Source organism: Ensifer adhaerens, assembly GCF_028993555.1.
Classification (GTDB): domain Bacteria; phylum Pseudomonadota; class Alphaproteobacteria; order Rhizobiales; family Rhizobiaceae; genus Ensifer; species Ensifer adhaerens_I.
Genome location: NZ_CP118610.1, coordinates 746,725 through 760,842, shown reverse-complemented (window position 1 = coordinate 760,842; position 14,118 = coordinate 746,725). Strand labels below are relative to the sequence as shown.

The following is a 14,118-nucleotide window of genomic DNA, read 5'->3' as shown; positions in this document are numbered from 1 at the left end:
AATGAATTTTTGGTAATGTTGCGGAACGCGACAAAGGGCGCATGCGCGGCTGGCCGTCACGCGACGCCGCGCAGCGCGACGGTCGTGCGGTACGGCGGATAATTTCCAACCATTTCAAGATATTCTGTCGCCGAACCACCCCGGCGACAGGCTAGGGCTGAAGCAGTTTCTTCAGCTTTTCCTTCTCGTCCTCGGAAAGCGGCGTTCCCTTTGCTTGGGCCCCGCGGCGGCGGGCCGCAACGACAAGGGTGATCGCCCCGACCAGCAGCAGGGTCGCCGGCATGCCCCACAGGATCAGCGTCTTCGTTTCGAAACGCGGCTTCAGCAGCACGAATTCGCCATAACGGGAAACGACGTAATCGATGACCGCTTCGTCGCTATCGCCATTGGCCAGCCGCTCGCGCACAAGCACCCGCAGGTCCTTGGCGAGCTCGGCGTTGGAATCGTCGATCGACTGGTTCTGGCAGACCATGCAGCGCAGTTCGGCCGAGATCGCCCGTGCCCGCGCCTCGAGCGCAGGGTCGGCGAGCACTTCGTCCGGGTTGACCGCGAAGGCCGAGCCGACAGGCGAGAGGAACAGCAGAAGCGCCAGGAGCAGACGGGTCATTCGGCAGCTCCCACCGGCACTGTCTTTGCCCGCTTGGCCCGCGCCGGAGCGCCGACCCGTAGACGACGGTCGCTCAACGATACGAAACCGCCGGCCATCATGAACAGGGTTCCACCCCAGATGCACAGGATCATCGGCTTCCACCAGATGCGCACGACGATGCCGCCTTCGCTGATCTGGTCGCCGAGCGAAACATAGAGCTGGCTGAGGCCGAAGGTGCGGATGCCCGCTTCCGTCGTCGGCATGCGGCGCGCCTGATAAAGGCGCTTTGACGACCAGACCTCGGAAACGGCGACGCCGCCGCGGCTGATGGTGAAGTGGCCGGACTCTTCGGTGTAGTTCGGGCCGCTGCCGTTGCGCATGCCATCGAAGCGCAGGGTATAACCACCGGCGTCGACCGTCATCCCGGGTTTCATCTCCACCACGGTCTCGGTTTCGAACGCCGTGACGGCGACTATGCCGATCAGGGTGACGCCGAGGCCAATGTGGGCAAGCGCGGTGCCGAAGGCGGAACGCGGCAGGCCAGTGAAGCGCCGCCAAGCCACGTTGCCTGCGACCTTGCCGAGACCGGAGCGCAAGGCGAGATCGGTCAGGGAGCCGGCTATCAAATAGACGCCAAGAGCAATTCCGAAGAGCGCCAGAACCGGGCCGCCATTCATCACGTAATAGTAAACAGTGCCGAAGACGAGACCGATCGCAACGGACGCGAAGAGCCGCTGGGCGACGCCGAAAAGGTCACCGCGCTTCCAGGCGAGCAACGGGCCGAACGGGACCGCGAAGAGCAGCGGCAGCATCAGAAGACCGAAAGTCATGTTGAAGAACGGCGGGCCGACGGAGATCTTGTCGCCGGTGAGCCCCTCCAGCACCAGCGGGTAGAGCGTGCCGGTCAGCACCGTCGCCGTTGCCGTCGTCAGGATCAGGTTGTTGAAGACCAGTGCGCCCTCGCGCGAAATCGGCGCGAAGATGCCGCCGGCTTTCAGGTGCGAGGCGCGCAGGGCGAAGAGCGTGAAGGCGCCGCCAATGAAGAAGACGAGGATCGCAAGAATGAAGATGCCGCGCGTCGGATCCGTGGCGAAGGCATGAACCGAGGTCAGCACGCCTGAGCGCACAAGGAACGTGCCGAGCAGCGACAGCGAGAAGGTCATGATCGCGAGCAACACGGTCCAGATCTTCAGCGCCTCGCGCTTCTCCATGACCAAGGCCGAATGCAACAGCGCCGTGCCCGCGAGCCAGGGCATGAAGGAGGCGTTTTCCACCGGGTCCCAGAACCACCAGCCGCCCCAGCCGAGCTCGTAATAGGCCCAGTAGGAGCCCATGGAAATGCCCGCGGTGAGGAATGTCCAGGCCGCGAGCGCCCACGGGCGCACCCAGCGCGCCCAGGCGGCATCGATGCGCCCCTCGATAAGCGCCGCAATCGCGAAAGAGAAGCAGACGGAAAAGCCGACATAGCCGAGATAGAGCAGCGGCGGATGAATGGCGAGGCCGACGTCCTGCAGGATCGGGTTCAGGTCCTTGCCCTCACCCGGAGCCGGCATCAACCGCGCGAACGGGTTGGACGTCAGCAGAATGAAGAGAGCAAAGGCCATGGCGATCCAGGCCTGGACGGCGAGCACGTTCGCCTTCAGCGTTTCCGGCAGGTTGCGTCCGAAGGCTGCGACCAGTGCGGAAAAGAACGTCAGGATCAGCAGCCACAGCAGCATGGAGCCTTCGTGGTTCCCCCACACACCGGAGATCTTGTAGATCAGCGGCTTCAGCGAGTGGGAGTTTTCCCAGACGTTTCGAACCGAGAAGTCCGAGGTCACATATGCGAAGGTGAGCACGACGAAAGCGAAGGCGACCAGAAGAAAGCAGGCAACGGCTGCGCTCGACGCCAGTTCCATCAAGCCGCGATCATTCAGCCGTGCTCCGAGGATCGGCAATGCGGCCTGGATGACCGCGGTCGCCAATGCCAGGACCAGCGCATAATGTCCGAGCTCGATGATCATTTAATGGTTTCCTTCCCGCTGAGCTCAACGCCCTGCGCCTTCAAGCGGTCGGCGACATCCTTCGGCATATAGGTCTCGTCGTGCTTGGCGAGAACCGTATCCGCCACGAAAACGGAGCTCCCTTGAACGAAGGCTCCCTCCGTCACCACGCCCTGCCCTTCGCGGAACAGGTCGGGCAGAATGCCCGTGTAGGTCACCGGCACGCCGGCGAGCGTATCGGTGACGGTGAAGGTGACGGTCTTGCCGTCGCCGCGCTTCACCGACCCCCCCTCGACAACGCCGCCGAGGCGGATGCGCGTGCCTGGAGAGACGCTCGCCTTGGCGAGATCGCTCGGCACGTAGAAATAGGCGATCGCCTGGCTGAAGGCGAACATCACAAGAAAGGCTGCGAGCACCAGGAAGCCGACACCGCCGCCGATGATCGCCAGTCTTTTTTGTTTGCGCGTCATTGCGTCACTCCATCGGTCGCAATCCCGAGTTGACGAGCAAGCGCCAGGAGCTGTTTGCCCCCGTCGCCATCGGCCGGGAAGGTCTTTAGGCCTTCCTTTAGCGCGGCCGCGGCCTTGTCTCGTTGATCAAGGACAACATGGGAGCGGATCAGTCGCGCCCAACCTTCGAGGTTGTCCGGATTTTGCTTGAGGCGGCTTTCGAGGCTTTCGACCATGCCGCGGATCATTTCCTGACGATCGCCGGAGGTCATAGTCTGCGCGGCCGCGACGTCTTCGGCGCTCGGATTGCCAGGTGCGGCCGCGCTGGTGGCGCCGGCACCCGTGAGTTCTGCCACATGCTGCTTGACGAGCGGCAGCCAGGGTGCATCCGCAGGCGATGTCGCAACCAGCCTGTTGAAGGCGGTCAGCGCCTCGTCCTTCTTGCCTTCCTGCTTGAGGCCGAGGGCAAGGTAGAACTCCGAGCGCGGGTCGTTTGGGTCGAGCGTCAATGCCTGCTGGAGTGCTTCCTGCGCCTTCGTCGTCACGAGGCCGTCGGACTGCACGACGAGGGCCTCCGCGTATCCACCGAGACGTGCGGGCGTCGGCCCCAGCAAGCGGATCGCCCGGTCATAGGCATCCACCGCTTCCTCGATGCGGCCGTTGCGCATGTAGATCGGCGCGAGCAGATCCCAGCCGGCGCCATCGTTCGGGTTCACCGCAAGGTGGTTTTCGGCCTTGGCAATCAGAACATTGATGTCGCCATTGGGATCGGCAAGACGAGCGGCAAGCGGCTGCGCCGGCACGCCCGGGCTGCCGGTCAACAAATAAAGACAGAGCCCGACGGCGGGAAGACAGAGCAGCACGAAGGCCTGGGCCAGACGATTGGCCCCTCGCCGCGGCGAAACGGGCAGTGCCGCATCGCGGTCGCTCTCGCCGGCGGCCAGCAACCGGCGCGCCACCTCGGCGCGCGCAAGCTCGGCATCGTCGCTGCCGATCAGGCCGCTGTCCTGATCGCGCTTCAGTTCGTCGAGCTGGTCGCGATAGACCTCGATGTCATGGCTGTGGGGAGACGATGGGGCTTCCCCTGCCCGCATCAGCGGGAGGATCAGCACGGCGGCGACGGCCGCCGTCAAAGTGGCGACGAGGATCCAGAACAACATGGACGCTCAATACTATGAGGCCCATGCCATTCCAACTCGAAAACCTGTCATGACGGAGATTTGAGGCGTTTCGCCGCAACGTCCGATCAAGTCGCCTGCTAACGCGCGGACGCCTCAAAGAAGCTGCGCTCAGGTCAGCGGCGTCCAGCTGCCGTCGGGATTGCGGCAGGCAGCACCCCGGGCCGTCTTCGCCTGGCTCTTGATCGTAACAGTATGGCTGTACTGGCGGCAGTTCTGCGATCCGACCTGATAGGGGGCGGCAGCAACGACGGAGCCGCTGACGCCGCGTCCGTTCCACGTCACAGGCTGGCCACCCGGTGCCGCCTCGAGCGCGCGATATTCGGCCTCAAGTGCACGCTGGCGGTCGGACGTACCGATATCGAGATCGCCAAGGCCACCGATCACGCCGCCCTGAAGCGCAGCGATGTAGGTCGTCGAGGAGACGCCGCGGGTCGCGGTCGAGCCGAGGCCGGCTGCAGCACCCTTGCCGCCCGCGGTCGTGCCGCAACCAGCAAGAGCCACGGCCGACGCGATCACCACGATCCTACCGCCAACGACAAAAGTCCGTGCCATTTCTGCCTGGTTCCTCATGATCCGCGACACTCAACCATCCCTATCCGAAGCCGCACCCAAGAACCCCATACATTCGGGTCAAACGACGACTTGTCCTTGATTTTCTTTTGGCATTCCCCGCCTACCGAGGCAACGGCGTGCCCTGCCGATGCGACATTTTCGAGCACGGGTGTGACACCTAGATCACGAAACCGTGCACGCGCTTCCTCATCTTGCTCTAGGCCGCGGCCGGCAGGAGGAGCTGCGCACGCAAGCCCCCTTCGTCCCGCCGCGACAGCGTGATGGTGCCTTGGTACTCCCGGACGATCTCGCTGACGATCGAAAGCCCGAGCCCGGTTCCAGGCTTGCTTTCGTCAAGCCGCTTGCCACGCTTCATCGCCAGCGCAATCTGGTCGGGATTGAGCCCCGGACCGTCGTCATCGATGTCGAGCACGATCCACTGCCGTCCAGGCTCCTTCGCATGCAGTTCGATCGGCGCTGGCCGCACATTCAACCATACTTCGCCACGGGCGTGGCGGGCGGCGTTTTCAAGCAGGTTGCCAACGGTTTCCTCGACATCCTGCAACTCCATCGCCAGCACCAATGCCGGCGGATTGATCGACAGATGGACCTGCTTTTCCGGGTTGAGCTTGCGCATCACCCGAACCAGACGCTCAAGCGCCGGCTGTGCCTCGGTCCTCGCCAGCACGGATTCCCGTTGCGCCGCAATCCGCGCGCGGCTGAGATAGGATTGAACCTGGGTCTGCATCGCGTCGACCTGGCTGCGCACCAGCTCGCCATGCGACGCATCGAGCACGCGGGCCTCGTTGAGGAGCACGGCGATCGGCGTCTTCAGCGAATGCGCGAGGTTGCCGACCTGCATGCGGGCACGCTCGACGATGCGGCGATTGCTGTCGATCAGGGCGTTGACTTCGTTGGCCAGCGGCTGGATTTCGCGCGGGAAGGCTCCATCGAGCCTCTCGCTTTCGCCGGTCCGGATTTTCTCCAGCGAGCGGCGGACCTGATCGAGCGGACGCAGGCCGAAGAGAATGGTCAGGGCGTTCACGCCGAGGCCGCCGAGACCGAAGATGGAGAGCGCGATAGTAAGATTGCGGGTGAAGCGATTGATGTCGGCCTCGAGCACGTCGCGGTTGCCGGCCACGCGAAAGCGTGCGGTGTGGCCCTGGATGTCCAACACGACCTCGGTCTCTGAAACCTCGACCTCGTTTCCGAACGGATCCTTGGTGGTGTAGAAGCGGACGTAGCCGGTGTCGAACGGAACCTCATCGACGCTGGCGATCGGTAGCTTGCCGTTGCCGAGCGACGTCGAGATCAGGGGCGGTGTATCGAATTCGCCGATCGGATCGACGATCCAGTACCAGCCGGTCTGCGGCTGTGAAAAGCGGAGGTCACCGAGCTGCGGGCTACCTGAAAGCACCGTTTTCTCATTGACGGAAATCGAATTGACGACGTTGAAAAGCTGCGCGCGCAAAAGGTCCTTGAAACCGCGCTCGGAACCCTGGCGATAGAGCTCGGAAATGACCACGCCGATCACGACCAGGGCGACGACGGCCCAGACGGTTGAAACCGCCAGGACGCGGGCTGTGAGCGATCTAATTGCCATTGCCCGGCGCTTGCATTCGGTATCCGAGACCGCGCACCGTTTCGATCAGGTCGTTGCCGATCTTCTTGCGCAGCCGGCCGATGAACACTTCGATCGTATTGGAATCGCGATCGAAATCCTGATCGTACATATGCTCGACCAGCTCCGTGCGCGAAACGACCTGCCCCATGTGGTGCATGAGATAGGAGAGCAGCCGGAACTCGTGCGACGTCAGCTTGAGGGCCACGCCATCGACGGTTGCCTTGGAGCCCTTGGTATCGAGGCGCACCGGGCCGCAGACGATCTCCGAGCTCGCATGGCCGGCGGCACGGCGGATCAGGGCGCGGATGCGGGCGAGAACCTCTTCGACATGGAAGGGCTTGGCGACATAGTCGTCGGCGCCGGCGTCGATGCCCGCGACCTTGTCGCTCCAGCGATCGCGCGCCGTCAGGATCAGCACCGGCATAGTCTTGCCATCGCCGCGCCACTTCTCCAGGACCGTGATGCCGTCCATTTCCGGCAGGCCAATGTCGAGGATCACGGCATCGTAGGGCTCGGCGTCGCCGAGATAATGGCCCTCCTCGCCGTCATAGGCCTGATCGACGACGTAGCCGGCCTCCTTCAGCACTTCGGCGAGCTGCCGGTTCAGGTTGGCGTCGTCCTCGACAATCAGAATGCGCATTCGTCTCTACTTCCTCTCGCGGCCATCCCCGCTGCTTGTTTCGTTAGATCCTAGCCGATTTAAGGACAGAAACATGCAGGCATTCAAAGCGCTGCAGCGACCTTTTCGCGTCGGACAAGACGCACGGTACCGCAGGGTCGCTTACATCGGCACCTTGACGGTCACCTTTTTCGGTCGCCCGCCATTACCGGGAACAAGCACCGTGATCACACACTGGCCATCGGACGTCGGTTGTGCCGACAGCAACTCGCCGCCGGTGTCGGCGACCACCTGTGCAGCGGCCGCGCTGCAATCGCCAGCCACACGGACGACATTATCCGACGGCACGTTGATCGCAGGCGGGCTGAAGCCCGCGAGGCCTGCAGCAAGCGCGGCTATGATCACTGGTGAAGACATGAACGCACTTTCGACTTGGGAAGCATCATGGCAGAAGCAATAACCGAACGAGGCTGAATGGCAAATGAATGTCGGCCTTCCGAGCCGTCTGGCACCCACTGGAATACCCATCGACCTCACCGGAATTCCGACCCTAGATTGCAGCGATTCCGTTCTTGACGGAACCCTTCCCGGGGCCCGGCCCAACAAGCGATAACCGCTTCATGCGACCGATTCTTCTGTCTGGCCGCTGAGAGAATGGAGCTTGAAGCTCACCGTCCTTCGTCGAGGCAATGCGAAAATCAGCCTTTTGTTAAGCATGTTTCGCTAGACTTCAGAAATCATCACTGGCTCGCGCGTCGCGGTGGCCAAGGCATCGGCGATAGCCCGATCGCGGAGACTAAACATCAAGCAGCTAGCGATTCCCGATTCCTTTGAATCCCTTGGCAGCGATCGTTCGGAAATTGAGTCAACACCCTGCGAAGTTGAGTCACGTTGATCGCATCTTGATTCCGGCAGCCTGACTAAGCCCCTGACACCCTTCGATTTCGTAGCGATGGTTTTCGCCACCCATGACGCAAGCGTGCCGACTTTCGGCACATCCTATTCGTGCCTGAATACGTGAAGATTGGTGTTCGCGCAGAGGAAACGACGCTCGCGAAAATACTTCAAAAGAACAGCCAATTTAGTCGCATCTGCACTGCCACATCTGCGAATTGACAGACGGCTGTGGATCAACGAAAAATTAATCGATTTAAATATTTTTCAATCGTTTAAATGATTTAAGCTACTGATTTACAAAGTCTTTACGATATGAAATTGTCCGCCGCATCAAACGTCATGAAACCGTCATAGGCCCGGGAGGATCGGATGCAGACGCTAGCGAACAACCAGCCCGCATCTCAGCAGTCCAAAGTACCGCAATCGCTGCTCGACCGTTTCGAAAACGAATGGCGTGCCATGCGTGCTGCCGGCGAAAGCACCCCCAAGCCGATCCAGCCGGCTGAGTAATGCCCGTCATCGGCGTGTCGAATTTCGCGCGCCATGACCTTCTTCCCAACATAGAGTAGACGCAACTCGGGGTTGAACCTTCGGATCAGGGTGAAGCACGTCCTGTAACACCGCATGCTTCGTTATCGCCCGACCTGATATGCGCTGCGGCAATTGTCTTAGCCCTGCGATTTTTGTGGCGATTTTCAGCCTTTTGGCCATTCGGAAAAACCATGTTACTCTTTCCGAATGCTAACCGAAGAGATCGAAAAACTCGCGCTAAGCTTGCCGGGAACGGAAGAGAACGCGCATTTCGGAACACGGGACTTCCGGGTTGGCAAGCGCATTTTCATGACCTTGCCGGAAGCCGGTCGCGCGGTCTTCAAATTCACGCCTGACCAGCAGCGCATGCTCCTGGAAATGGAGCCCGGGGTCTGCGCCGCCGTGCCCGGCGGCTGGGGTGATCGTGGCTGGACCTCATTCTATTTCGTCGAAGCGGACGAGGGCCTCGTGCGCCAGTCGATGGAGACCGCCTGGCGCAATGTCGCGCCGAAAAACCTCGTCAAGAAGAACGGTGGCGGCCACTAGGCTGGATCAAGAAAAGCAGATTGCCGGCTCACAGGAGCGCGAACCGCTCCGCCCGCAAGACGATTGCGAAACGCCGGCCAATCCCTTCTCAATCCACGCTTTCCTGTCCCACTTCCAGCGGCCAGGTAACGAGATAGTCTTCATAGTCTTCGATATCGATGCCATCCTCGGCGACGGTGCGACCGCGCACCGAAATGCCGGCGGCATGAACCGTGTCCGGGTCGCCTGAAACCAGCGGGTGCCACCAATAGAGATCGCGCCCCTCGGCAACGAGGCGGTAGCCGCAGGTCGGCGGCAGCCAGGTGATCTCGCGCACGGCCTTGGGCGTCAACTGGATGCAGTCGGGCACCGTCGCCTGCCGGTTTTCATAGTCCTTGCAACGACAGCTCTCACCATCAAGCAAGGTGCAACGGATCGAGGTCCAGGCGATCTCGCCGGTATCCCAATCTTCCAGCTTGTTCAAACAACAGAGGCCGCAACCGTCGCAGAGGCTTTCCCACTCCGTATTGGTCATGTCCTCAAGGCTCTTCGCCTTCCAGAAAGGCATTTCGCCCATCGTCATCACACTTTCGTCAAATAGCCCGCGATACAGAAATCTCGCAGAAAATTGCCGGTTTTTTAAGGCCGGCGGCGCGATATGCAAGTAGATTGGAATTTGACGCCGTGCAAATATTGCCGGCGCCGGCATGATGCCACGAAGCCTTCAGGACGTTGAGACGTGCGGGAACCGAGGAAAGACGATAACCGGCCGAAAAAACGGCACATCTTTCTCAGGATCGACTCCTGGATCGATTCCACGGTCTGGAGCGCGGGCTTCAAACTGGCGCAATGGTGGGAAGATACCACCATCTTCTTCCGCCGCTTCCGCGTCACGGGTTGGAAAAAGGTCGTCTTCGAGGTGCTCGGCGAAGGCATGACCTGGGGCACTGTGGGCTCGGTGCTGATGTTGGCGCTGGCGCTCCCAGCCTTCGAGGAAACGAAGGGCAACTGGCGCGCCCAGAGCGACTTCGCCGTCACCTTCCTCGACCGCTACGGCAATGAAATCGGCCACCGCGGCATCATTCACGAAGATTCCGTGCCGATCGACGAACTGCCCGACCATCTGATCAAGGCGGTACTGGCGACCGAAGACCGACGCTTCTTCGACCATTGGGGTATCGATTTCCTCGGCCTTGCCCGTGCGATGACCGAGAACGCCCGCGCCGGCGGCGTCGTCCAGGGCGGTTCGACACTGACCCAACAGCTTGCCAAGAACCTCTTCCTGTCGAACGAACGCACGATCGAACGCAAGATCAAGGAAGCCTTCCTGGCGATCTGGCTGGAATCCAACCTGTCGAAGAAGGAAATCCTCCGGCTCTACCTCGACCGCGCCTATATGGGCGGCGGCACCTTCGGGGCGGCCGCGGCCGCGCAATTCTACTTTGGCAAGTCGATCACCGATGTGAGCCTGGCGGAATCGGCGATGCTCGCCGGCCTCTTCAAGGCGCCGGCCCGCTACGCACCACATGTCAACCTGCCGGCCGCGCGCGGTCGCGCCAACGAGGTTCTCACCAACCTCGTCCAGGGCGGGCTGATGACCGAGGGCCAGGTGATCGCCGCACGCCTCAACCCCGCCACCGTTATCGACCGCGCCCAGGTGAAGGCGCCCGACTTCTTCCTCGACTGGGCCTTTGACGAAGTCCAGCGCATCGCCCGCCCCTTCGCGCAGCATTCGCTGATCGTACGCACCACAATTGACATGGGCCTGCAGAACGCCGCCGAGGACTCGGTGGAATCGAGCCTGCGCCAATATGGCGAAAGCTTCCGCGTGAAGCAGGGCGCGCTCGTCATGCTCGAGAATGGCGGCGCGGTGCGGGCCATGGTCGGCGGCCGCGACTATGGCGAGAGCCAGTTCAATCGCGCGACCCGCGCCCTGCGGCAGCCGGGCTCGTCCTTCAAGGTCTATACCTACGCTGCGGCGATGGAGAAGGGCATGACGCCGGAAACGGTGGTCGTCGACGCGCCGATCACCTGGCGCGGCTGGTCACCACAGAACTACGGCCGCAGCTATGCCGGGCGCATCACCATCCTGACGGCGATCGCCAAGTCGATCAACACCATCCCCGTACGGCTCGCCAAGGACAAGCTCGGCACTGACCTCATCGCCCAGACCGCCAAGGCGATGGGCATAGAGACCCCAATCCGCACCGACAAGACCATGCCGCTCGGCACATCGGAAGTGACAGTGCTCGATCAGGCGACCGCCTATGCGGTGTTTCCGGCCGGCGGCGTGCAGTCGCGCCGGCATGGCATCAGCCAGATCCTCAACTACGACGGCGACATCCTCTACGACTTCGGGCGAGACGAACCGCCTGCGCGGCGCGTGCTTTCGGAAACCGCAAGTACGTCGATGAATTCGATGCTGACGCAGATCCCGATCATCGGTACAGCGCGTAAGGCCGCCCTCGACAACGGCATCGTCGTCGGCGGCAAGACCGGCACGACCCAGGCCTATCGCGACGCCTGGTTCGTCGGCTTTACTGGCGACTATACGACCGCCGTCTGGTTCGGCAACGACGACTACACGTCCACCAACAACATGACCGGCGGCTCGTTGCCGGCGATGACCTTCAAGCGGTTGATGGACTATGCCGAGCAAGGCATCGAGCACCGCGCTATCCCCGGCATCACTGCCCCGGCGGCGCCGGCGAAGCAGCCTGAGGTCGCGACCGCGAAACCGGACGAGAACGCCCTGCCGCCACTCGTCCGCCCGCGCTCGTTGTCGGCGGAGGTCACCCGCCTGCTGCGTGCGATCGGCGAGACCTTTGAGAAGGCACCGGCACTGAAGGCGCCAGAAAAGGCCGGCGGCAGGCTCGCTGCGCTTGGCGCCGCCGAAGAAAAGCGTTCCGGACAGACGGATCCCAATGCCGCCAGCAACTAATATCTCCCGGCCAGACCTGCGGCAGCCATCTCATCGTGAGGCTGTGCGCGCGCCGTCAGTCGCCGTTGCGCGAGGCGCCAATTTCGGCGAGATATGGGGGCAACCGCATGTTGCCCCGTCGCAGAACGATTTCCGATAGAGCCGCCCTTGTTTCGAATCCCCTTCCTCGTCGCCCTCGCTCTTGCCATCGCCTTCGGCGGCGGCATTGCCTCGGCCGTATGGGCGCTGAAGGCGACCGTCGGTTTCGGCTCGATCGCGATCGGCCCGTGGGTCGCTTTTCCAGAAGCACAGACGATCAATGCCGACCCCTATGCCAAGGCGCACCGGGCCCGCGCTGGCGAGCTTCTCTACGGTGGCGCCGAAGGATTGATGTTCAGCGCTCAGACGGACGACAAGGGCCAGAAGCTCCAGGCGACCTGCTCCTATGACGTCACGGGACTGACGCCACAGGCCCGCTTCTGGACGCTTTATGCGGCGAATGCCGACGGTCTGCCGTTGCGCCCGGGATCCGATCTGCCCTCGGCCCTCAATTCCTGGACGGTGCTGCGCAGCGGAAACAGCAACTTCACCGTCCACGTGTCGCCGAACGCCCAGCCGGACAATTGGCTGGCCGTACGCCATGCGGGCACCTTCCGGCTGGTTCTGACGCTGCTCGACACGCCCACTGCAGGTTCCTCAGGCTTGATCGACCTCGCCATGCCCGTCATCACCAAGACCGGATGCGGCGATGCGTAAGGTTCTCTTCGTCACGGTCCTCGGCCTTGTCGGCGCCGCCCTGCTGCACATCATCATCATTCTGTCGCTACCGCAGTTTACCGGCCGCGACGCTTATACCCGCGTGCTTGGGCTGCTCGAGATGGACAGTTTCTTTGCACTGACGAGCACGCCGGGACAGACCGGCCTTGCCAATGACGACCCCTATCTCAGGACGGCCGTTTGCAGCTTCTCGATCTCGGACGGGCCGGCGCGCTTTCTCGCCAGCGGCAACGTGCCGTTCTGGTCTCTCGCGGTCTTCGACAGCAATTCGAACGAAGTCTTCAGCATGAACGATCACACGTCGGTCAACGGCAAGCTCGATCTTGTCGTCGCGACGCCGATCCAGCTGGTAGAATTGCGCAAGTCGCCGCCGGAGGCGCTGGCACAATCGATCATGGTGGAGATGAAGGAACAGGACGGCTACGCCGTTTTGAGGGCGATGGCGCCGGTCGACAGTTTCGAGGAGCAGGTCCGCAATTTCCTTGCGGAATCAAGCTGCGAGCCATTTCGACGCTAGATGCTATGATCGCACGGTCGCGGCGAAGTGCACACGCAAATGCTACGTATTGTGCAAGAATTGTGGTGAAGGGGCCTGATGTTTCCGGCCAAGGACGCGCGCCCGGTCGCAACCGGTCGCTAATGCGGGAAATCGAACGTTACTGCTTCTTGATCCGCCGTCCGTCCGGTGCCGTCGGCTGCGGGTCGCGGTCGAGGCGTTCGTAACGGATTCCGGTGAACAGAAGCACTTTGGCCCCGCCCGATATGGCCGCGGGTCTACGCGGCGGCACACGAACCTTTCGGTCCTGAATTCTGATCACGTCTGCCATGCTCGTCTCCACAAAGTCTTGAGACGGATGAACTACCGTACAGATTTCACCCTGCCCTCTCGGGCCAGCGCATTTTTCCAGGCCTTGCCTGGACAGGCGCGCTTTTCTCGTTTGCTCCTTCTTCCGGTCGCCCGGATGTTGCTCTTCTGGTTCACACGACGCAGCCCGATGATAGCGGGCTCGCCCCGATTGAGCCATAGGCTGGTTAACAGAATGCTAATACAAGCTGCGACACCAACCTTGATTCATTATCTCGCCAGCCGAGCCCTTGAGATGTATCCAAGGTAACAACCCCGGAGCGGCATTGGCCTTAGCGTCGCGATATCAGGCCAAACAGGAACGACACCCCGGCCACCGCCACAAGCGTCGATAGCGGTTCCTCGCGCACGCGCTCGCGAACACGTTCCACCATCAACTCAGCCTCGCCCTGCACGACTGCCCTCGTCCCACTGCCAATGGCTGTGACGGCTTCGGTCAGTCGGGCGATTTCCGCTCGCAGTTCGGCGATTTGTACATCAACCTCAGCCCGCGCTTGCGCCTGCGAAACGTTTTCGCTGACTTTCTGCACAGCCTCCAGTTTCTTTTCCACCATTACAACGCTCCCTTGTCTGCGCCGTCTCAACGCCCTGCATGGCGTTTGGTTCC

General features: G+C 62.0%; 16 protein-coding genes. 5 read left to right on the top strand and 11 right to left on the bottom strand.

Annotated elements, in window-relative coordinates:
• Positions 1 to 151 precede the first annotated feature (151 nt).
• The 8 genes from PWG15_RS03640 to feuN all read right to left on the bottom strand — a co-directional run bounded on the left by PWG15_RS03640 (position 152) and on the right by feuN (position 7,413).
• Positions 152 to 607 (bottom strand): cytochrome c-type biogenesis protein, encoded by a 456-nt coding sequence (locus PWG15_RS03640; RefSeq protein ID WP_275023143.1) that lies wholly within the window; start codon positions 605 to 607, stop codon positions 152 to 154.
• The gene (locus PWG15_RS03635; RefSeq protein WP_275023142.1) at positions 604 to 2,592 is read right to left on the bottom strand and encodes a heme lyase CcmF/NrfE family subunit; all 1,989 of its coding nucleotides are present in this window, start codon (positions 2,590 to 2,592) and stop codon (positions 604 to 606) included. The genes PWG15_RS03640 and PWG15_RS03635 overlap by 4 nt, the downstream gene beginning before the upstream one ends.
• A complete protein-coding gene (gene ccmE / locus PWG15_RS03630) occupies positions 2,589 to 3,041 on the bottom strand; it encodes a cytochrome c maturation protein CcmE (protein WP_058320296.1) in 453 nt (150 codons plus the stop codon). The genes PWG15_RS03635 and ccmE overlap by 4 nt, the downstream gene beginning before the upstream one ends.
• Positions 3,038 to 4,180 carry a c-type cytochrome biogenesis protein CcmI gene (gene ccmI / locus PWG15_RS03625; protein ID WP_275023141.1) on the bottom strand — a complete coding sequence of 381 codons (1,143 nt, stop codon included), beginning with the start codon at positions 4,178 to 4,180 and terminating at the stop codon, positions 3,038 to 3,040. Before ccmI ends, ccmE begins: the two co-directional genes overlap by 4 nt.
• Before the next feature lie 129 nt (positions 4,181 to 4,309).
• The gene (locus tag PWG15_RS03620) at positions 4,310 to 4,753 is read right to left on the bottom strand and encodes an RT0821/Lpp0805 family surface protein (protein ID WP_425536736.1); all 444 of its coding nucleotides are present in this window, start codon (positions 4,751 to 4,753) and stop codon (positions 4,310 to 4,312) included.
• Between the two features lie 217 nt (positions 4,754 to 4,970).
• Positions 4,971 to 6,356 carry an ATP-binding protein gene (locus PWG15_RS03615; protein ID WP_275023139.1) on the bottom strand — a complete coding sequence of 462 codons (1,386 nt, stop codon included), beginning with the start codon at positions 6,354 to 6,356 and terminating at the stop codon, positions 4,971 to 4,973.
• Positions 6,346 to 7,017 (bottom strand): two-component system response regulator FeuP, encoded by a 672-nt coding sequence (feuP, locus tag PWG15_RS03610; RefSeq protein ID WP_034789361.1) that lies wholly within the window; start codon positions 7,015 to 7,017, stop codon positions 6,346 to 6,348. Before feuP ends, PWG15_RS03615 begins: the two co-directional genes overlap by 11 nt.
• Before the next feature lie 141 nt (positions 7,018 to 7,158).
• The gene (feuN, locus tag PWG15_RS03605) at positions 7,159 to 7,413 is read right to left on the bottom strand and encodes a two-component system FeuPQ modulator FeuN (RefSeq protein ID WP_057250394.1); all 255 of its coding nucleotides are present in this window, start codon (positions 7,411 to 7,413) and stop codon (positions 7,159 to 7,161) included.
• An 849-nt stretch (positions 7,414 to 8,262) separates the two neighbouring features.
• On the opposite strand from feuN, the gene PWG15_RS03600 reads away from it, so the two are divergent.
• Positions 8,263 to 8,403 (top strand): hypothetical protein, encoded by a 141-nt coding sequence (locus tag PWG15_RS03600; RefSeq protein ID WP_173515957.1) that lies wholly within the window; start codon positions 8,263 to 8,265, stop codon positions 8,401 to 8,403.
• 228 nt (positions 8,404 to 8,631) lie between these two features.
• Entirely contained in the window at positions 8,632 to 8,970 is a 339-nt protein-coding gene (locus tag PWG15_RS03595; protein ID WP_275023137.1) for an MmcQ/YjbR family DNA-binding protein, read from the top strand.
• Positions 8,971 to 9,058: 88 nt separating this feature from the next.
• Here PWG15_RS03595 and PWG15_RS03590 read toward each other — a convergent pair whose 3' ends face one another.
• A complete protein-coding gene (locus PWG15_RS03590; RefSeq protein WP_057251076.1) occupies positions 9,059 to 9,526 on the bottom strand; it encodes a YcgN family cysteine cluster protein in 468 nt (155 codons plus the stop codon).
• A 162-nt stretch (positions 9,527 to 9,688) separates the two neighbouring features.
• On the opposite strand from PWG15_RS03590, the gene PWG15_RS03585 reads away from it, so the two are divergent.
• The 3 genes from PWG15_RS03585 to PWG15_RS03575 all read left to right on the top strand — a co-directional run bounded on the left by PWG15_RS03585 (position 9,689) and on the right by PWG15_RS03575 (position 13,163).
• On the top strand, positions 9,689 to 11,890 hold the full coding sequence (locus PWG15_RS03585; RefSeq protein WP_275023135.1) for a transglycosylase domain-containing protein: 2,202 nt from the start codon (positions 9,689 to 9,691) through the stop codon (positions 11,888 to 11,890).
• A gap of 147 nt (positions 11,891 to 12,037) precedes the next feature.
• Complete coding sequence (locus tag PWG15_RS03580; protein ID WP_275023134.1) at positions 12,038 to 12,625, top strand: DUF1214 domain-containing protein; 588 nt, start codon at positions 12,038 to 12,040, stop codon at positions 12,623 to 12,625.
• Complete coding sequence (locus PWG15_RS03575; protein ID WP_275023132.1) at positions 12,618 to 13,163, top strand: DUF1254 domain-containing protein; 546 nt, start codon at positions 12,618 to 12,620, stop codon at positions 13,161 to 13,163. The genes PWG15_RS03580 and PWG15_RS03575 overlap by 8 nt, the downstream gene beginning before the upstream one ends.
• Positions 13,164 to 13,302: 139 nt before the next feature.
• On the opposite strand, the gene PWG15_RS03570 is transcribed toward PWG15_RS03575, so the two are convergent.
• Both PWG15_RS03570 and PWG15_RS03565 read right to left on the bottom strand, forming a co-directional pair.
• Positions 13,303 to 13,473 (bottom strand): hypothetical protein, encoded by a 171-nt coding sequence (locus tag PWG15_RS03570; RefSeq protein ID WP_275023131.1) that lies wholly within the window; start codon positions 13,471 to 13,473, stop codon positions 13,303 to 13,305.
• Between the two features lie 310 nt (positions 13,474 to 13,783).
• Positions 13,784 to 14,065 (bottom strand): hypothetical protein, encoded by a 282-nt coding sequence (locus PWG15_RS03565; RefSeq protein WP_275023130.1) that lies wholly within the window; start codon positions 14,063 to 14,065, stop codon positions 13,784 to 13,786.
• Positions 14,066 to 14,118: the final 53 nt, after the last annotated feature.